The sequence below is a fragment of the Enterocloster clostridioformis genome, assembly GCF_020297485.1.
Lineage (GTDB): Bacteria > Bacillota > Clostridia > Lachnospirales > Lachnospiraceae > Enterocloster > Enterocloster clostridioformis.
Map to the genome: position 1 here is coordinate 4,517,925 of NZ_JAIWZC010000001.1, position 19,048 is coordinate 4,536,972.

Sequence of the window (19,048 nt, forward strand, 5' to 3'; positions counted from 1 at the left end):
CGCCCCTTTCTTATTGGAAGCCTCTGTATAACATCCTTGAATCCTCAGACCTGAATGCTATGGTGGTCAATGCCCGCCATATGAAGGCTGTCCCCTCACGCCTGGCATCCATCCCGGAACCCATAACGCTGGATCCAATCACAGATATCCCGGATAATGGGCAGAGGAGTTCCCCGCCGGATCACAATAGTATTCTGGTAATGGAAGGGCGGATTTAAGCTGGAGCAGGCCAGGCCTGTTCCGCGCACCAGGCTTTTTGGGATCAGGGCGGCGCATTCCCCCATTTTGGCTAAAGCGATGGCGGAACGCAGGTCCTCCGGTTCGGCGTAGATGGGCATCAGCTGCTGGGCGTTCCCGCAGGCTTCGTCGGCCAGCTGACGCAGATGGGTGTCCGGTGCCGGGAGAGCCAGAGGGAGGGGAGCGCCTTCCAGGGCGGGGAGGAAGGCAGTGACCAGCTCATCCTCCTGCAAGGGGATGTATTTTAAAAATTTGTTTCGTTGCCGGGAGGCGAACAGGGCCAAGTCGATTTCGTTGTTTTCCAGCAGGCTGCGGACTTGCCCTAGCTTCGGGGTGACTGCGGTGACTTCCACATCCGGGTAAGAACGTTTCAGCCAAGGCAGGATCCGCTCATAGTATAAAGGCTGAAACAGCCTGCAGACACCGATGTGGATGTGGTGGATTTTTGCTTGGCTCAGATCCTTTAAGGCTTCTTGCGCATCCCCCTTGATTTTCAAAATGGAGCGGGCTCCGTTGATATAGATTTTCCCGGCATCAGTGAGCTGCATTTCTCCCTTGTGCCGGGTAAAGAGCGGCGGCAGTCCCTCGGCCTCCAGCTTGGAGAGCTGCTGACTGAGGGCGGACTGGGTGAGGAACAGTCGGTCCGCCGCCCGGGATAAGTTTTTTTCTTCTGCAATGGTAAGTATGTATTCTAATTGTCTGGTGTCCATCCATCTTCCTCTTCGAATTCTTTTACCAGCTCCATAGTAAGCTCATTAAAGTCCACTCCCCATGGGTTGACGGAAAACATCTGCGCTTTTGCGATCAGGTAAGCGAAATAGCGCTGGGGCCGGGTGAGCCGCTCATTTTTTCGGTAAATCGTTCCGATGGCGCAGGTCAGGGGCGGATTTAATGAAAAATACACGCGGTGCTGGTTCGGCCTGCAGTAAGCATCCGGCAAAAACCCCACCCCTACTCCGCCCTGGATCATCTGGTCGATCAGAAGAACGTTATTGCTTTCGTATACAATGGTAGGTTTCATGCCGACTTCCGACAGTCGGCCCAGGACAACCTTCCGGTTAGTGGTGTCCGGCCCCCACATGACAAAAGGCGTATCCTGAAAACGTTCCACATTGATCTGGGCCTTGGGTGCCGTGGGCGGGCTTGCTAAGGAAGCCAGAGGGTGGAAATCGGGGACACAGAGATAAAGCTCGTCAATGCTGTTCTGCATGACATTGTAAGTAATCATATCCTCTTTCGTGACGGATCCTAGTACAAGGTCTGTCTCGTGGTTGTCCAGGGCCTGCAGAAGAGAAACCAGGTAGCCTTCTTTTATATCAATATAAATATTCGGATAGCGGCGATAGAATTGGGCGAAGGCCTTGCTGAATACAGTGCTCCCCCGGTGCGGGGTAACGCCGACCGTAAAACGGTCTGTGTACTGGCTGCTTAAAGAAAGCATGGACTGATAGGTCCGGTTCTTTACCTGGATTATTTCCCGACAGGCTTCCAGATAGATCTGTCCAGCCGGGGTCGGGACAAATTCTTTTTTTGCCGGGTGAAAAGTGTCTGTTTTAAATTCCGTTCCGTATTGCTTAAAAAGGAAGATAATGTGGGCTGGGAGATCCCTAGGCTGGCCGCTGCCGCAGACAGGTTCTTTTTTTCTGCAATCGCCACAATGTATTCGCAGGCTTTTGTATTCATCACACACCCCATCATAAGTTTGTAATGATTCATGGCCTGCAGCCTGGCCCTCTGCTGATTTCTTCCAATCCGCAGATCGTGTATCTGATTTTTGCGGCTGTTATGGTGTCTGCGGTTTTTGTTTTGGTGGAGCAGTTTTTCGGCATGAGGTGGTTCCCCATGCTGCTGAAGCTTCCGTATCATTATCTTTATGGCGTGATTCTGGTGATGTGCTTTATCGGCGCGTTTACCAGCACCAATACTACCTTTAACGTGCTCTGTGTGCTGGCCTTTGCGGCTCTGGGGGTGATGCTGGATGTGTTCAAGATTCCTGCCAGCCCGCTGATTCTGTCCTTTATTCTGGGCGGCAAGCTGGAGGAATATTTCCGCAAGGGAGTCAGCTATTCCAAGGGTGATTACAGCAGCTTTATCACCCGTCCGGTATCCCTGCTCTTTTTGCTGGTGGCCGTGTTCTGCGTGGTCAGCCCGTACATAAAGCCGCTGCTGCAGAAAAAGAGAACAGCATAAGCTCTGTATATACAGGATAAGGGAAGGGAGGATTTTTCGGTATGGAAGAAAAAATGGAATTGACCGAGCTGAAAGCGGAGAAGGTGATGACCATCCGCGCAAATTGTCCGGACGATATGAGGATTCCGGTGGGGAAAAATGATTTCGGCCTTCTGCGGGCAATCTATATTACCGGTGGCGAGTTCCACGGCGCACGCATTAACGGGACAGTATTTCCTATGGGCGGAGCAGACTGGAATACGGGATTCGGCGGTGATGCCCCAGAGCATTTTACCAGCGTGGAGGTTTACGCGAGGTATCTGCTCCAGACAGATGATGGTGTGTTTATCGAGATACAGAATTCCGGGAAGCGTGATAAACGGGGCGGGCAGCCTTATATTGTAACAACGCCCAGGTTTTTTGCCCCGGCGGGCAGGTATGAGTGGCTGAATTACGGTGCGTACGTGGGCGCTCTGTCCGGGAGCGTGAAGGATGGAGTTGGCGGCGTGGATATCGTCATTTACCGAATGCTGTGATTTGCCTGGATTAGGTGCTTGCCAACAGAATCTTACGCGAAATGCACAAGTAATTGATGGACAGTTCATTAGGAACAAGAGAAAGTGGACAACCGGTTTGCAAAAGCAGGCAGGCGAAGGAGGAGAAGCGAATGGCATTAAGTAAAGAAAGAAAAGAGCAGCTGGCAGAGCATTTGCGAGGAACCAGCGTTGCAAAGGAAAATATTACCCCGGAGTACCGAAAGAATCTGGAACTAGCGGACAAAGAGACTGTGGTAATTCCGGTGGGGGAAAATGATGAGGTCACCTGCTATATTTTTACGGCGAAGAACCGGACGGCCAACTGCCCGGTACATATCAATGTCCATGGCGGGGGCTTCGTCCGTCCCCATGTGGAGCGTGATGAGATATATTCTGCCAAGGTGGCGGACGCGATCCGGGGGATTGTGGTGGATGTGGATTACAAACTTGCACCGGAATATCCGTTTCCCACGGCTTTTGACGAGACGTATGAGGTATGCCGCTGGACATTTTCCAAGCTGGGCGAATGGGATGCGGATGAAAAACGGGTTTCCATGGGAGGACACAGCGCGGGCGCGAACCTGACTGCGGCAGCGGTTCTGAAAGCAAAGCAGACTGGGGATTTCGCTCTGTGCCTGCAGGTACTGGATTACGGCGCTTTTGATATGGCTACGGATCCCGCAGACAAAAAGGAAGCGAAAACGAACATGATCCCGGTGGAGCGCGGACGAATGTTCACCGAGGCATACACCGATGGGGAGCTTGAGAAAGCGAAGAATCCGTACTGCAGTCCCCTCCTGGCGGATGATGAGATGCTGAAAGGCCTCCCGGAGACTTTAGTGGTGGCGGCGGGTTATGATAATTTCCGCTTTGAGGATTTTGATTATGCAGTGCGCGTGGCGGCCATGGGAAATAAAGTAACACTTAAATGCTTCACCCAATCCAATCACGGTTTTATCATACACTGCACGGAAGAGTGGGAGGCGGGCCAGGAATTGGTGATTTCGATGATTCAGCAGGCAAGGCTGAATTAAAGAAGGCAAATAAGAGCAAGCCCTGAACCCAGCATAAACACTGGTACTATGGGGCTTTTATCATCATTTTGCGGAAAACGGGATTTTATGGAAAAAAGAAACCTTTTTTATTTTATCGTATAAAAGTGGTGCAATTCTGCCATACTAAGGCTGTAACTAAATAAGAATGTTTTTAGGAGGTATTGAAGATGTCTAATAGGAATAACTTCAACAACGACATGGAAAACAGCTCAAGAAACTACAGCCAGCAGAATAACAGCCAGAACAGCTCTCAGAACAGCTCCAGGAACAGTTCTCAGAACAATTCTCAGAACAATTCTCAGAACAGCTCTCAGAACAGCTCCAGAAACAGTTCTCAGAACAGCTCTCAGAACAGCAGCCGCAACAGCAGCCAGAACAACAACTTCTAATATTATCGAAAAGGCTGCAGCGCACTGAGTACAGTTGATGGAAGGAGCCTGCTTCGCATGACGCGGAGTGGGCTTTTTCTTGTCCTCACCCTGTTGAAATGCCTGCATATATTGGTAGTAGGACACATATGACAGGCTTTGGCCAGGACAGAACGTGACAGAAAGGGAAGGTGAGTGGGAAATGACGACATTTCCAATGATATCATACAGACAGTTTGACCAATGGATGGAACAGGGAAAGATTGCGCAGCTGGTGGACCTGAGGGAACCCTGGATGTTTGAACAGGACAGGATATGGGGGAGCGTGAACATTCCCTATGATGAGCTTGAGGACCTGATGGGGGAAATCCGCAAGGACGGGACCATTGTATTTTACTGTGACAGAGGGGCCAAAAGCATGGTGGTCTGCCGGGACTTGTGGAGGATGGGGTATCATGCCGTGGACCTGGCGGGCGGAATGTTGAATTACAGGGGGAAATACATTGACAGGAGGCCGCTTTCGGCTTTAGAATAGAAACGTGATTATTCTATTTTAGAGGAGACAGACCCATGAAGATAATGTTTGCATCTGATATACACGGTTCTGCATATTATTGCAGGAGGATGCTGGATATATACAGTGAATCGGGAGCCGGACGGCTTGTGATTCTGGGAGACATCCTGTATCACGGTCCCCGCAATGACCTTCCAAGGGAATATGCCCCCAAGGAAGTGATTGCCATGCTGAATCCCCTTAAGAACCAGATATATGCAATCAGGGGAAACTGCGACACCGAAGTGGACCAGATGGTCCTGGAGTTTCCCATACTGGCTGACTATAGTCTGTTGGTATTGGAGGAGAAGGCTTTTTATGCCACTCACGGGCATGTATACAACCAGGACCACCTTCCGCCACTGCAGGACGGAGACATCCTGGTCCACGGTCATACCCATATACTGAAGGCCGAGACCATTGAGGCGGAAGGGGGCAGGCACATTACCGTGTTAAACCCAGGTTCTGTGTCCATCCCAAAGGGAGGCAATCCCAATACCTATGCCATGCTGGAGGATGGGGTGTTCTCCATACGGACCCTGGAGGGTGAAGTGGTCAAGGAACTGAAGCTGTAACAAAGAGAGGCTGATTGAGAGGAAAATTGATTGAAAACATTTGAATTAATTGCCCCCTGCCATTTTGGGCTGGAGGCAGTACTTAAAAAAGAAATTTTGGACCTGGGATATGAGATATCCCTGGTGGAGGACGGCCGCGTCACGTTTATAGGAGATGACGAGGCCATTTGCCGCGCCAATGTGTTTCTGCGCACAGCAGAGAGAGTGCTTCTCAAGGCGGGAAGCTTTAAAGCGAAGACCTTTGAGGAGTTGTTTCAGGGCACCAGAAATATACCCTGGGAGGATTTTATACCGGAAGACGGGAAGTTTTGGGTGACAAAGGCTTCTTCCATCAAGAGCAAGCTGTTCAGCCCGTCGGATATCCAGTCTATAATGAAGAAAGCCATGGTGGAGCGGCTGAAAAACCGTTATGGAGTCACCTGGTTCCCTGAAAATGGGGCCAGCTATCCGCTGAGGGTGTTCCTCTATAAAGATATGGTGACGGTGGGAATTGACACCAGCGGGGAGTCCCTGCATAAACGCGGGTACAGGACACTGGCCAGCAAAGCGCCCATCACAGAGACTCTTGCGGCTGCCCTGATTCTTTTGACGCCCTGGAACCGGGACAGAATTCTGGTGGACCCCTTCTGCGGAAGCGGTACATTTCCCATTGAGGCAGCCATGATGGCAGCCAAGATGGCGCCGGGTATGAACCGTTCCTTCCTGGCAGAGGAGTGGAGGAACGTGATCAAGCGCAAATGCTGGTATGAAGCCATGGATGAGGCGGGTGACCTGGTGGAAGAGGATGTTCAGGTGGATATCCAGGGATACGACGTGGACGGTGATATTGTGAAAGCAGCCAGGTCCAATGCCCAGTCAGCCGGAGTGGACCATATGATTCACTTTCAGCGGCGCCCGGTCAGCGCGATGAGCCATCCCAAGAAATACGGCTTCATCATATCTAATCCCCCTTACGGTGAGAGAATTGAGGAAAAGGAAAACCTTCCCGCGTTATACCGGGAGATAGGGGAGCGCTTTGCGGCTCTGGATTCCTGGTCCATGTACCTCATTACTTCCTATGAAGATGCGCAGAAGTACATTGGACGGAAGGCAGACAAAAACAGGAAGATATACAACGGTATGCTGAAAACCTATTTCTATCAGTTCATGGGGCCAAGACCGCCCAGGCACAGCTAGTGCTCCATCCAGCCGGAAACAGCACTTCCAGCACTGCCTATTTTGCCATCTGCCGCGTTGTCGTCAGTCAGCGGAGGCCCACTCCGCTTCCTTCCCCCGCCTTGCAGAATGACAAAATATTCAGCGCTGGCAGTACAGTTTCTGAGTGGATGGAGCTCCGGGAGAACGGTTGAAATTGAGAGGACGGCCATGGTTGTTGTATCAGATATAATAAAAAATGGAATAAGGAAAAAAGCAGCGGTCCTGTTTCTGGCGGTTACATTGTCTTTGGGTACGGCCGGATGCGCCCCGACGCGGAATCCTGCTGAGACACAAAACCCAGGCGGGGCACAGAATACAAACGGCATTCAGGACCCTGACAGCAGCCGGAACCCTGACGGAACCCGGAATCCTGGCGGGGAAGAAAGTCCTGCGGCAGCAGGCGGCGCGGGTACGCCGGGGAACGGAGAGGATGCCGCAGAAAACCGCATGGGCGATACCGGCGGAAATAGAAATCCGTCTGTCTCTGAAACATCCGGCGCAGACAGCGTGTACCAGTGGAACAGGCGGGACATGGCCAATGTAAAGCTTCCTTCTGCCTATGACTACCGAAAGACGGGCAGGGCGCCCCAGATTGGAAACCAGGGATCCCTGGGAACCTGCTGGGCCTTTGCGTCTCTGACTGCCCTGGAGTCCTCCCTGCTTCCGGGAAAGCCCATGACCTTTGCGGTGGACCATATGTCCATGCACAACAGTTTTCTCCTGGGACAGGACGAGGGCGGAGAATATACCATGTCCATGGCCTATCTGCTGGCCTGGCAGGGACCGGTGCCGGAATCCCAGGACCCATACGGAGACGGAGTTTCGCCGGACGGCCTTACGCCCAGCGTGCATGTACAGGAGATCCAGGTTCTTCCCTCCAAGGATTACGAGGCCATTAAACGGGCCGTGTACCTGAGGGGGGGCGTACAGAGCTCCCTGTATACATCCATGAGGGATTATCGGAGCCAGTCCGTTTACTATAACAGGGAGACCAACTCCTATTGTTACATCGGAAACGAAAAGCCTAATCATGATTCTGTTATCGTTGGATGGGATGATAATTATTCCAGGGAGAATTTCAACCTGGACCTGGCAGGGGACGGCGCGTTTATCTGTACCAACAGCTGGGGAGAGGATTTTGGGGACCAGGGATATTTTTATGTATCCTATTTTGACAGCAATATCGGTGTCCATAATATTGTATACACAGGTGTGGAGCCGGTGGACAATTACGACTACATCCACCAGAGCGATCTGTGCGGATGGGTGGGACAGATTGGCTACGGGCAGGACGAGGCTTGGTTTGCCAATGCCTACAGGGCCGGTAAGGGAGAGAATCTGGCTGCCGCAGGTTTCTATGCAACGGACAAGAATACAGAGTACGAGTTGTATGCGGCCCGGAACCTGCCGGACGCGGGAGCCGGGGAAATGGACCGCGCCCTGGATAAGAGGATTTTGCTGGCAAAGGGCAGACTGGACAATGCCGGTTATTACACAATTGTGCTGGATAAAAAAATCCCCTTGGAGGACAACGAAAAATTTGCTATAATAATTAAAATAATAACGCCCGGTACCGTACATCCGGTGGCCATTGAATACAACGCAGGGGACGGTATTGCCCAGGTGGACTTAACAGACGGCGAAGGGTATCTGAGTCATGACGGAAAGGTGTGGGAACATGTGGAGGAAACACAGTCCTGCAACCTGTGCCTGAAGGCATATACAAAGAAATAACAGAGAATTATAAAAGGAACAGAAGGCAGAGGGCTTTGGATATGGGACACAGAATCATATTTGCAACGGGCAATGAGGGAAAGATGCGGGAGATACGCCTTATACTGGCTGATTTGGGGCTGCCCATACTTTCCATGAAGGAAGCGGGCGCTGAACCGGAAATCGTGGAGGACGGCACCACCTTTGGGGAGAATGCCGAGATTAAGGCAAGGGCTGTGTGGAATCTGACAGGGGATATTGTACTGGCGGATGACTCCGGCCTGGAGGTGGATTATATTGGCGGGGAGCCGGGTATCTACTCTGCCCGGTACTTGGGCGAGGATACGCCCTATGAGGTTAAGAACCGGAGTATCATAGAGCGTCTTAAGGAGGCCAGGGGACAGGAGCGCGGCGCCAGGTTTGTGTGCAGCATCGCAGCCATGCTGCCGGACGGCCGGGTACTCCACACAGAGGCTGTGATGGAGGGGCTTATCGCCGTGGAACCGGCCGGAAATGGCGGTTTTGGGTATGATCCCATTCTCTATCTGCCTCAGTTCGGCAAGACATCCGCTGAAATTACCATGGAGCAGAAGAATGAAATCAGCCACAGGGGGAAGGCGTTAAGGGCTATGAAGGAGGCCCTGGAAGGTGTGCTTAAGTAAGAGATGGAGAGGACGAAGGATGAGGATATTAATTGTCAGTGACACCCATAGAAGGGATGAGAATCTAAAAGAGGTGATCCGGCGCACCGGACCGCTGGATATGCTGATTCATTTGGGAGACGCAGAGGGGAGTGAACATGCCATTGCCACCTGGGTCAATGAAGACTGCGATTTAGAGATTATTTTGGGAAACAATGACTTTTTTTCATGTCTGGATAAAGAGAAGGAACTGATGATTGGAAGGTATAAGACCCTTCTGACCCACGGACACTACTATAATGTCTCTGTGGGGGCTGAGTATCTGAAACAGGAGGCCAGAGCCAGAGGCTTTGACATTGTCATGTTCGGGCATACCCACAGGCCCTTCTACGAGATGGAGAAAAAGGAAGGAGATAAGGATTTGATTGTGCTGAATCCGGGAAGCCTGTCCTATCCCCGCCAGGACGGACATAAGCCCTCTTTCATGCTCATGGAGATTGACAAAGAGGGAGAGGCTCATTTTTCGCTGAATTTTCTGTAGGATTTTTGTTGACATTTGTGAAGGCATAGTATATAATAATCCTTGCGTCGAGAGACGGGATTGGATGACAGGTTATATTATGCCAGCGCCGGGGTGTGGCTCAGCTTGGCTAGAGCGCCTGGTTTGGGACCAGGAGGTCGCAGGTTCAAATCCTGTCACCCCGATTATAATTAAATAGATTAAGTCATATGCAGGTGTAGTTCAATGGTAGAACACTAGCCTTCCAAGCTAGATACGTGGGTTCGATTCCCATCACCTGCTCTCTTTTTTTGTCAGGGAAGCCTTTTGCATTGGGGCTTCCTTTTTTGCGCTTTCCTTTTTGGGATATCCTTTTTGTGTTTCCCTTTTCACGCTTTCCATTTTGCAAGATTCCATTTATACCCTATTCTGATGCCGTTTCCGGCCGTCCGCCCATCCCGTCCGCCCATCCCCCCCCATCCCGCCCCCCATCCCGCCCAGGTTCAAGGCTTATTCCCCCACCTTATATTACAAAGGCTGTCATGGTACAATAGACAGATATTCACCGGGCCAGGACGTACAGATGCAGCTTTATGTACAGATGCGCGTACAGTTTTGTCCACATGGTTCCGGTCAAATTAAGGAAACCGCAAAGCTAACAATCCTCAGGAGCTCTTGTTATAATCAAGTTATCAGAAGGCACCTGGGAGGTATGGAGAGGATAAGACGTGAATTCAAGACAGATTGCATTCTTGAGACTTTTACTGGAACACGAAGAGTATCTGCCCGTGAGCTTCTACGCGGGGAAAATGGATGTATCGGACAAGACGCTGCGCAGAATGATTCCCGGAGTCAATGAGATTCTGATGTCCTATAACGGAGCCGTCGAGAGCCGGCCCGGAACCGGAATCAAGCTTGAAGTCAATGAGGAGGAGAGGGGAAGGCTGATGAATTCAGCCTTTATGATGGAGCTTATGGATTCCGGCGCATTATCCGGGTCCTGGAATCAATTGTCCAGAAGAATGGATATCGCCCTGAACCTTCTGCTCTATTCGGATGAGACCACCTCGCTGTCAGGACTTGCCTACAAATATTATGTGAGCAAGAGCAGCATAGCCGGGGACTTGAAAGCCCTGGTGCCTTTTGCCGGAAAGCATGAATTGAGAATCGCCCAGGGACATGGGGGAACATCGGTGGAGGGAACAGAGAGCTGTCTTCGGAAGGCCCTGGCGGAACTGCTGCTGTACATCCTGGACAATAATATAAATGTCAATGCCGGCGGAGGTCCGGCCGCGGCAGGTATGTTTGAGTCGGATACGCTGATGACGATTCTGGACATCTTTACGGAGGAAGACCTGAATTTCGTGGAAGGACTCATAAAACACATTGAGACGTCCGCCGGATACAGGTTTGATGAGCTGGAGTACATGGAATTTTCCGTGAATTTGCTGGTGATGATTTACAGGGTGAGAAATGGATTTTTCATGGAGCCGATCTTAAAAAGCAATTACCGGAAACAGGACGGAGATCCCCTGAACGCCATGGCGTTTGAACTGGCCTCCCGCCTGAGCGGCTCTTACCGGTATACGCTGTCGGTGTCTGAGACCTCACATATCTATAATATTCTGGCCGCCACCCATTTGGGAAATTTCCTGCTCCAGAAGGAGCTGCCGGAGGAAGAGTCCAGGAAAACGGCCGTGGCCTTTGGTGAAGATTTTATCGACGCATTTTCCGTGATTACAGGAATCAATCTCAGAACAAAATCAACATTTTATGTGAATGTGGTATCCCATATCACGCTGATGCTGAACCGGGCAGCGTCCAGTACCCCGGCCAGGAATCCTATCATAGATATACTGCTGGATAATTATAAGGGTACCATCAATGTATGCCAGATTATATGCAGGATACTGACGGAAAAGTTCAGGCTGCCGGAGATAAGCTTTGATGAGATTTGTTATCTGATGCTGTACATACAGGGCGAGCTGCTGGCCGACGAGGAGAAAATGAATGTGATTCTGGTTTCCAACATGTCCAACAGCATAACCAATATACTGAAGCATAAGCTGTCCCAGAATTATCCGCAGTGGTCTGTGCTGAGCTGTGATTACAACCGGTTTCTTAACATGTCCCAGAAACAGTATGATTTGATTTTGTCCACGGTGCCCCTGGGGAGCGGGGAACATGTGATACCTTATGCGCTGGTTTCGCCGCTGCTGGATGAGAAGGACTGCACGGTTGTCAACAATCTGCTGAAGTCATGCCGTCACAGGGAGGATTTGTATTTGCGGGAGCTGATCAGAACCAGGAATGACCTGTACGATATCGGATGCACCATAGAGGTGAGGAACCGGAAGCCAACGGAGATTCCGGTAACAGGGCTGTTAAAGGTCACTGCGTTAAAGGAGGTGGAGTTTGTCTATATCCATAATGAGGCGGGCATTAACCGGTGTGAGTTTGTGACGGATTTATGCAGGAAGAAGCTGGATAAGGTGATTATGGATATGTCCAATTGGGATTTTATGCTTTTTGCGTCGAAAATGGTCTATCTCATGGATAATTGTCCGGATTGGGCCATGACGGAATTCATACAGAATATCATTACGGAGGGGAGATAATATGTATAAAATCATTGTTTTCACACACGGTTCACTGGCCGAAAGCCTGGTAAGGACATCGCGGCTCATCCTGGGCAGCCAGCCTGATATAGAGACCTACTGTGTGGAGCCGGGATGCAATCTGGAGGAGATGAAAAACGGAGTGGAGCAATCCATCCGGCGCTCCAATGATTCGGGCCAGGAAGTCCTGGTGCTTACAGACCTGATGTACGGAACGCCGTTTAACACCATGATTCAGCTGGAGGAGGAATGTTCCTTTACTCATATCACGGGTACCAACCTCCCTCTGCTGATAGAAGCCATCAACCGCCGTCTGATGGATGGAAGCAGAGGAAGTTTCGGAGGACTGGCGGACATTGCCAGGGAAGGGATTGTAGACAGCCATGTTCTGCTGCAGATGAGCTGATACCCGCGGGCTGCCATATAGGAAAGGAGCAAAAGCATATGAAAAACATTGTTTTGACCAGGATTGACGACAGGCTGATTCACGGACAGGTGGTGACTGCCTGGATTAAACAGTATCCAATCAATAAGATACTGATTATTGATGACGAGCTCTCCCAGAACCGGCTGATGGAGCGCATCTACAAGGCCGCGGCTCCCATGGGGGTGGAGGTGCTGATACAGTCGGTTTCCGAAGCCCGGGAATTCCTGAAGGAGGAGCCGGTAAGGGGGGAGAATTTTCTGGTTCTTGTAAAGGTTCCGGAAATCATAGAGTCTCTTCTCAAAGAGGGGATTGAAATAGAGAAGGTGATTCTGGGCGGTATGGGGGCGTCTGTCAATATCATCATCCTGGTTGCGGCAGTCGGCCTGGCAGGCGGACTCCTGGGAATCTTTGCATAATAGTTAGGAGGAAATATGACACAGGAATACAAATCTTTTTCGCCGGAAGAATTCCGGCTCCACAATGAAAAGCTTCAGGCTGAGATGGAAAAGCAGGATATAGACATGCTGCTGCTCTCCACTCCTGAAAATATCTATTATTCCACCGGTTACCGTTCCTGGTACACCTCCAGCCTTTTCAGGCCGGTATATGTGCTGGTACCCAGAGAGGGTGACCCGGCTATTATCCTGAGAATACTGGAAAAGACCACGGTGCAGTATACGAGCTGGACCAGCCGTATCTACTGCTGGGGAACAGCCAGCAGAAACCTGGGGCCCCTGGAGGGCGGGGAACCGGTCAGCATCATTGACAGAATCATAAAGGAAATCCAGCCGGATACAAGGACCATTGGCCTGGAGGCAGGAGACGGCATGCAGTACTTCTGGTCCATGGAGCTGTTAAAGAAAATCATTGATTCCCAGCCGGGCATCTGTTTCACAGATGGTTCCCTGGCAATACAGAGAGCCAGAATGGTAAAGACACCATGGGAGATTGAACGAATCCGGCATGTGTGCCGGATAACGGAAAAAGCCATATTGGATACGGGAAAGACCATTGTGGCCGGAGAGACAACGGAGAAGGATATATCTAAGGGCATTGCAATGAGGATGGCACAGGGCGGAGTGGATAAGATATCATATCTGACCGTTACCAGCGGTATTGACAAGTACTGCACATTTAATACATATGCCACAGACCGTGTGGTTCAGAAGGGAGAGTATGTCCTGGTGGATATCAGCGGCCACATTGACGGGTATGCGTCCGACCTTACCAGGGTGTTCTATCTGGGAACCGTGCCGCGGGAGGAGCGTGAAATGGCTGAAACAGCCAGCGGCTGCGTGGCGGCTGCCAAGGAGGCCATGAAGCCGGGAGTTTCCATAGCCGATATCAACCGTATCTGCGAGGGGTACATCCGGGATTCCAGATTCGGGAAATTTCTGCTTCACTCCAGCGGACACTGCATCGGTCTCAACGTGGTGGAGTATCCCACCATACATGATGAAGCCGGTGAAAAGCTGAAACCGGGCATGGTGTTTGCTGTGGAAAACGGGGTCTATCCATATGACCTGGAAAAGGGAGTGGAATCCATCTATCTGTCCTTTCGGATGGAGGACGAGGTGCTGGTGACAGAAAACGGCGCGGAATGGATAACCGGTCCGGGAGAGCCTGTGATTGAAGTGGGAGCTGACAAGTAGATAAATTCAATCCTGTAAGGATGAAATGCCGATTTCCTCGCACAAGGGCTTTTAGCCCCTGGAAATCGGCATTTCTACACTACGGCGGAAGTGAATTCCGCCTGCGTGATTCCAATTCGGGGGCTCTGCCCTCGAGCACCTGATGCACAAAGTTGCGTTTGTCTACAGTTTGAGGGGAGCCGCCTGACGGCTCCCTTTGTCTTGCCCTGGTTCAAGGAATATACGGCGTACGGCAGACCGGCCTTGCATCGCTTTTGCACCGCCTTTTGCGGCTGTCTACCGGTTCAGATACCGCCACAGTGTAGTCCGGCTGATTCCCAGCTTCTTAGCCGCGGATGTCTGGTTGCCGCCGCAGGTTTTCAGCACATAGCGCACAATATCCCGGTTCATCCCGTCCAGGGACTGGCTGGTATCCAGATGGAATGAAACCGGATAAGGATCCGGCGGCGTATTGCTCTGCGTATCAGCAGCCGTGTCTTTGCCGGAGCCACCCAGGGGTGTACGTGCCGGAAGGGGGAATCCGGAAAACAGGACATCTTCCCTCCGGATTACCTCCTGTATGGTCTGAGCGCAGATATAGGGCCCTTCTGTCCGTATGACGGCTTCTTTCAGAATCCGCTTGAACTGGGTTCTGTTGTAGGGATAGTCGTATTGCTCTAAAAGCGCAGCGGCCTCGTCGTCAACCCCCACAACCTGCCGGCCCAGCTCCTGGTTCAGGGTATTGATATAGAGACCGGCGGATGAGATGATGTCCTCCTTTTGTTCCCGCAGCGGCTTGATGGGAACCAGGATGCATCCCAGGGCATTGGTGTATTCAAACACCACATGGGGAGTGGCGCTTCCCGCGGGCTGGGTGCAGGAGAATATCAAATGATTGCGGACATGCATGTTTGTGTCCAGTATGATGGAGAGCAGCTGTTTCTGCTTTGTTTTTTGCAGCGCGTCCAGATTGGAAATATAGATGGTATTTCCATTGTCCGTAAAGGGTGAGTTGTAATGCTTTGTGATGAAGTCCCAGCTTTTATCACTGATAAGGGAGCAGTTGATGACGTAGAGGGGATTGTCACACAGAGGACTTTTGGCGTAATAGATATGGGCCACCCGGTCCTTTCCCGTGCCGATTTCCCCGGTTATCATAAGACTTAAGGGGGAAGGGGCAGCCTCCTCGGTGTTGGTGAGAATTTCCCGCGCCAGCTCCGTATTGCTGTAAAAGCTGTCCATAAAGCTGTCCTCCGCCGACTGTTTGTCCATGATGGTCACCCCGTATTTTGAGTAGGCCAGGGGGATTTCTGAGCGCATGATGTGGAATATGATGTAGGGACTCAGGGTCTCATCCACCAGATGGGAGGTGATGGAGTACATCTGGTTGTTTACTGTTATAAAGAAGGCGCGCTTCCGGCCGGCGCAGCACTGCTCCAGTTCATTCTGAAGCTTTGCCTGTATAGGGACGGCTATTTCGTCCTCCAGTGTGGTGTAGAGGCACTCGCCTGTCCGGGACAGCACAAGGAAGCGGTTGGCGCTGCTGTCCAAAAGCTGGTGCATAAGGGACAGGGAGTGGTATAAATCCCTGTGGGTCTGCCACGTATAGACTGCCTGGTCAACGGCGGCTTTCAGGCTTTCCATGCTGGAGGTGAGAAGAATAGGGGTTATGCCAATCAGCTTTGCATAGTTGTAGGGCACCGTATCACATATGACGGTCTTGTAGCCCTGCTCCTTTAATTTGTCCAGCAGGGAGCTGGCCTCGGACGTGGTGTTGATGGAAAATATATCCGTGGGCATCTTAAGTACATTGCATATGCTTTTGGCGATGGTGGTCAGGGAACGGAATCCCAGGACCGCGAATTTGGTCTTTGTATTCTCTGCTGTTTTCAGGCAGAGGAGCACGTCATAATAATCAATTCCAATATCAATTACAGGAATGGGTACACCCTTTGCAATGCGGCTGGCTGTGTTGGCCCTTGAGATGATGATGTCATAGTTTCTGTAATGTTCCTTTGCTAGGGAAAGTCCTGTCTCCACATTGCCAAGCATGGCTGTCAGCTGGATATCATCCCTCTGGCTTCCGTATCGTTTCATTAATGTTACCAATCCCTTATAGGGAGCAATTCCAAGTATCCTGACTTTTTCGCCCATTCTGCCTCCTCTGGAATACGTATCTTCCGAATGTTGCAATTTTAAACATATTATACAGCATTTTCCTTGAATTGAAAAGGCTTCCTATATTACAATAAATTATGGAGCTGGTGAAAGAAACTGATATGTTTCAAAAATGAACGATAAAGGAAGTTGGGAACCAATGGAAGATAGATATCTGATTATCGCGGATGATTTTACAGGGGCAAATGATACGGGAGTGCAGCTAAAGAGGAGAGGATATCCGACGGAGGTCCTGTTTGCCGGAAAACCGGTGGATTCACAAAAGTCTATTGTGATTGATACGGAGAGCAGGAACGCTTTGCCAGGCCACGCCTATGAAATCGTGCGTCATTCATTGGAACAGGTAGATTTCGGACAGTTTTGCTACATAATAAAGAAAGTGGACTCCACCATGAGAGGAAACATTTCCCAGGAAATAAAGGCAGTGGATGACGCCTTCCGCCCGGATCTGGTGGTGTTTGCCCCGGCTCTTCCCGCGCTGGGAAGGACCACCATGGACGGAGTGCAGTGTCTGAACGGCGTGGAAATCTGTAAAACAGAATTATCCAAGGACCCCAAGAACCCGGTGATGGAGGATAATCTGGTAAAGCTGCTGGAGCAGGTTTATGAGGAACCGGTACAGTTAAAATACCTGCCGGACGTAAGAAGCCAGTCCTTTTCCTTTGACAGGGGCAGGATCTTTGTCTGTGACGCCGAGTCGGATGACGACTTGAAACGGATCATTGCCGCGGCCAGACAGGACGGGCGGCGGACCCTTTATGTGGGAACTGCGGGAATGGCCGACAATCTGATGGAACTGGAGAAGCCCACCCTTCCGTCCTTTGGCGTGGTGGCCAGCATCAGTTCGGTGGCCAATGAACAGATGCGTTACTGCGAAAGGGCCGGATACGCAATGGTCAAGGTGCCTGTAGCCCGGATTATGACGGGAACAGCCCGGCCTGAGGATTACCGCGATATGGCTGTGGAATATCTAAAGAGCGGAAGGGATACCATCCTTCTTACGGATACGGCTTATGACAGGGAATTGATTGAGCTGTCCCAGGAGGTGGGAGAGAAAAGCGGGATGGACCTGACCGAGGTGGGAGACTATGTCCGCTCACTCATAGGCAGGATGGCAAAAGAGGTGCTGGACTCGGCAGCGGTGTCGGGAGTATATCTTACCGGAGGTGATACGGCCCTGGGAATGCTCATGAACATCGGGGCCGACGGTTCGGAGATACTGGCTGAAATCCTGGTTGGCGTTCCGCTGGTGAGGGTTAAGGGCGGAGCCTATGAGGGACTTAAACTGGTAACAAAGGCAGGGGCTTTCGGCACAGAGGATGCGGCGGCCTTTGCCATGAGAAAAATAAAAGAAAGAGGAGGAATATAACCCATGAGAGAATTTTTACTGCCTTATGGAAAGGAAACACTGAAAGCGGAAATTGAGGAGGAGCATCTGGCTGGTGTGCTTGTATCAGAACTTCATGATTACAAGGCCCCCATGGAGGGAAGCCGGCTGGTGCAGGAGGCACTGGAGCATCCCATCGGGACTCCCAGGCTATGCGACATGGCCATTGACAAGAAGAAGGTTGTGGTCATTTCTTCCGACCACACAAGGCCTGTGCCCAGCCACATTATCATGCCTCTTATCCTGAAGGAAATCCGCAGAGGGAATCCGGATGCTGAGATTACCATTCTTATATCCACGGGACTTCACAGGGAGACCACAAGGGAGGAGCTGGAGTCAAAGTTTGGCCCTGAGATTACGGAAAATGAGACCATCATAGTCCATGACTGTGATGATACGGATAATATGGTCTATCTGGGCAAGCTGCCTTCAGGCGGAAACCTGTATATCAACAAACTGGCAGTGGAAGCAGACCTGCTGGTTGCGGAAGGATTTATTGAGCCCCATTTCTTTGCCGGATTTTCAGGCGGTAGAAAAAGCGTGCTTCCGGGCGTGGCCAGCCGTGAGACGGTTATGTACAACCATAACTCGGCCTTTATCGGCGATCCCCACTCCAGGACCGGCATCATTGAGGGCAACCCCATTCACAATGACATGCTGTACGCCGCCAGGGTGGCGGGACTGGACTTTATCGTCAATGTGGTGATTGACTCCGCCCATGACCCCATTTTTGCAGTGGCGGGGGACTGCGACCTGGCCCACCGTGTGGGCAGGGAATTCCTGGCTTCCAAGTGCCAGGTGGATGCCGTACCAGCGGATATCGTAATATCCACAAACGGAGGCTATCCTCTGGACCAGAATATTTACCAGTCCGTAAAGGGCATGACGGCAGCAGAGGTGACGGTGAAGGAGGGGGGAGTCATCATCATGCTCTCCAAGGCAGCGGACGGCCACGGCGGCAAGTATTTCCATGAGACCTTCCGGGACGAAAAGGACTTAAACCGCATGATGAAGACCTTTATGGACAGAAAACCGGAGGAAACCATCATAGACCAATGGCAGTCACAGATTTTTGCCAGGGTCATGTTAAAGGCCAGGATTGTGTTTGTGTCCTCCTGCGACGATAAACTGGTGGAGGAGCTTCACATGATTCCGGCCCACACCATGGAGGAGGCCCTGGAAAAGGCAAAGGCAATGGTTGATAAGGAAGATTATAAGGTAACAGTGATTCCGGACGGCGTGTCTGTCATCGTAAGAGGATAAG

The 19,048-nt window shown here is 51.2% G+C and carries 19 protein-coding genes, 2 tRNA genes and 1 pseudogene; 18 read left to right on the top strand and 4 right to left on the bottom strand.

Annotated features, from left to right (window positions below):
- Positions 1-95: 95 nt before the first annotated feature.
- From LA360_RS22640 to LA360_RS31575, 3 genes are read right to left on the bottom strand one after another with little or no spacing between them, the layout of a single operon-like run.
- Positions 96-947 (bottom strand): LysR family transcriptional regulator, encoded by an 852-nt coding sequence (locus LA360_RS22640; RefSeq protein ID WP_089774721.1) that lies wholly within the window; start codon positions 945-947, stop codon positions 96-98.
- A complete protein-coding gene (locus LA360_RS22645; protein ID WP_002586014.1) occupies positions 929-1,678 on the bottom strand; it encodes a LysR family transcriptional regulator substrate-binding protein in 750 nt (249 codons plus the stop codon). Before LA360_RS22645 ends, LA360_RS22640 begins: the two co-directional genes overlap by 19 nt.
- Positions 1,679-1,707: 29 nt before the next feature.
- The gene (locus LA360_RS31575; protein WP_318653993.1) at positions 1,708-2,103 is read right to left on the bottom strand and encodes a LysR family transcriptional regulator; all 396 of its coding nucleotides are present in this window, start codon (positions 2,101-2,103) and stop codon (positions 1,708-1,710) included.
- Between LA360_RS31575 and LA360_RS22655 the strand changes: the two genes are divergently transcribed.
- From LA360_RS22655 to LA360_RS22730, 16 genes and pseudogenes are all read left to right on the top strand, one after another.
- Positions 1,999-2,427: a tripartite tricarboxylate transporter permease gene (locus tag LA360_RS22655; protein ID WP_318653994.1), complete on the top strand. Its 429-nt coding sequence runs from the start codon at positions 1,999-2,001 to the stop codon at positions 2,425-2,427. The genes LA360_RS31575 and LA360_RS22655 overlap by 105 nt on opposite strands.
- A gap of 41 nt (positions 2,428-2,468) precedes the next feature.
- Positions 2,469-2,942, top strand: a complete 474-nt coding sequence (locus LA360_RS22660; RefSeq protein ID WP_002586019.1) for a DUF3237 domain-containing protein — start codon at positions 2,469-2,471, stop codon at positions 2,940-2,942.
- 131 nt (positions 2,943-3,073) lie between these two features.
- Positions 3,074-3,976 carry an alpha/beta hydrolase gene (locus tag LA360_RS22665; RefSeq protein ID WP_022200722.1) on the top strand — a complete coding sequence of 301 codons (903 nt, stop codon included), beginning with the start codon at positions 3,074-3,076 and terminating at the stop codon, positions 3,974-3,976.
- A 188-nt stretch (positions 3,977-4,164) separates the two neighbouring features.
- Positions 4,165-4,386 carry a hypothetical protein gene (locus LA360_RS22670; protein ID WP_112482900.1) on the top strand — a complete coding sequence of 74 codons (222 nt, stop codon included), beginning with the start codon at positions 4,165-4,167 and terminating at the stop codon, positions 4,384-4,386.
- A gap of 181 nt (positions 4,387-4,567) precedes the next feature.
- Positions 4,568-4,900, top strand: coding sequence for a rhodanese-like domain-containing protein (locus LA360_RS22675; RefSeq protein ID WP_002577645.1), 333 nt, complete (start codon positions 4,568-4,570; stop codon positions 4,898-4,900).
- A gap of 35 nt (positions 4,901-4,935) precedes the next feature.
- Positions 4,936-5,493: a phosphodiesterase gene (gene yfcE, locus LA360_RS22680; protein ID WP_057571678.1), complete on the top strand. Its 558-nt coding sequence runs from the start codon at positions 4,936-4,938 to the stop codon at positions 5,491-5,493.
- 30 nt (positions 5,494-5,523) lie between these two features.
- Positions 5,524-6,669, top strand: coding sequence for a THUMP domain-containing class I SAM-dependent RNA methyltransferase (locus LA360_RS22685; RefSeq protein ID WP_112482898.1), 1,146 nt, complete (start codon positions 5,524-5,526; stop codon positions 6,667-6,669).
- Positions 6,670-6,858: 189 nt separating this feature from the next.
- On the top strand, positions 6,859-8,424 hold the full coding sequence (locus LA360_RS22690; RefSeq protein WP_057571712.1) for a lectin like domain-containing protein: 1,566 nt from the start codon (positions 6,859-6,861) through the stop codon (positions 8,422-8,424).
- Positions 8,425-8,465: 41 nt separating this feature from the next.
- A complete protein-coding gene (gene rdgB, locus LA360_RS22695) occupies positions 8,466-9,065 on the top strand; it encodes an RdgB/HAM1 family non-canonical purine NTP pyrophosphatase (protein ID WP_022203000.1) in 600 nt (199 codons plus the stop codon).
- A 19-nt stretch (positions 9,066-9,084) separates the two neighbouring features.
- Entirely contained in the window at positions 9,085-9,585 is a 501-nt protein-coding gene (locus tag LA360_RS22700) for a metallophosphoesterase family protein (RefSeq protein WP_002586026.1), read from the top strand.
- Between the two features lie 89 nt (positions 9,586-9,674).
- Positions 9,675-9,749: transfer RNA gene (locus tag LA360_RS22705), tRNA-Pro, on the top strand.
- Positions 9,750-9,775: 26 nt separating this feature from the next.
- Positions 9,776-9,846, top strand: a tRNA-Gly gene (locus tag LA360_RS22710).
- Positions 9,847-10,271: 425 nt separating this feature from the next.
- Entirely contained in the window at positions 10,272-12,161 is a 1,890-nt protein-coding gene (locus LA360_RS22715) for a BglG family transcription antiterminator (protein ID WP_057571680.1), read from the top strand.
- 1 nt (position 12,162) lies between these two features.
- Complete coding sequence (locus LA360_RS22720; RefSeq protein WP_022200888.1) at positions 12,163-12,567, top strand: PTS sugar transporter subunit IIA; 405 nt, start codon at positions 12,163-12,165, stop codon at positions 12,565-12,567.
- Positions 12,568-12,605: 38 nt separating this feature from the next.
- Positions 12,606-12,935, top strand: a pseudogene (locus LA360_RS22725) (PTS sugar transporter subunit IIB); the annotation flags it as partial.
- 84 nt (positions 12,936-13,019) lie between these two features.
- Positions 13,020-14,240, top strand: coding sequence for a M24 family metallopeptidase (locus LA360_RS22730; RefSeq protein WP_022200890.1), 1,221 nt, complete (start codon positions 13,020-13,022; stop codon positions 14,238-14,240).
- Positions 14,241-14,516: 276 nt separating this feature from the next.
- Here the strand turns inward: LA360_RS22730 and LA360_RS22735 are convergent, their stop codons facing one another.
- On the bottom strand, positions 14,517-16,373 hold the full coding sequence (locus LA360_RS22735; protein WP_089775275.1) for a sigma-54-dependent Fis family transcriptional regulator: 1,857 nt from the start codon (positions 16,371-16,373) through the stop codon (positions 14,517-14,519).
- Between the two features lie 163 nt (positions 16,374-16,536).
- On the opposite strand from LA360_RS22735, the gene LA360_RS22740 reads away from it, so the two are divergent.
- Together LA360_RS22740 and larA are read left to right on the top strand one after the other, a co-directional pair.
- Complete coding sequence (locus LA360_RS22740) at positions 16,537-17,766, top strand: four-carbon acid sugar kinase family protein (protein WP_022202693.1); 1,230 nt, start codon at positions 16,537-16,539, stop codon at positions 17,764-17,766.
- 3 nt (positions 17,767-17,769) lie between these two features.
- Complete coding sequence (gene larA, locus LA360_RS22745) at positions 17,770-19,047, top strand: nickel-dependent lactate racemase (RefSeq protein WP_022202692.1); 1,278 nt, start codon at positions 17,770-17,772, stop codon at positions 19,045-19,047.
- Position 19,048 lies beyond the last annotated feature (1 nt).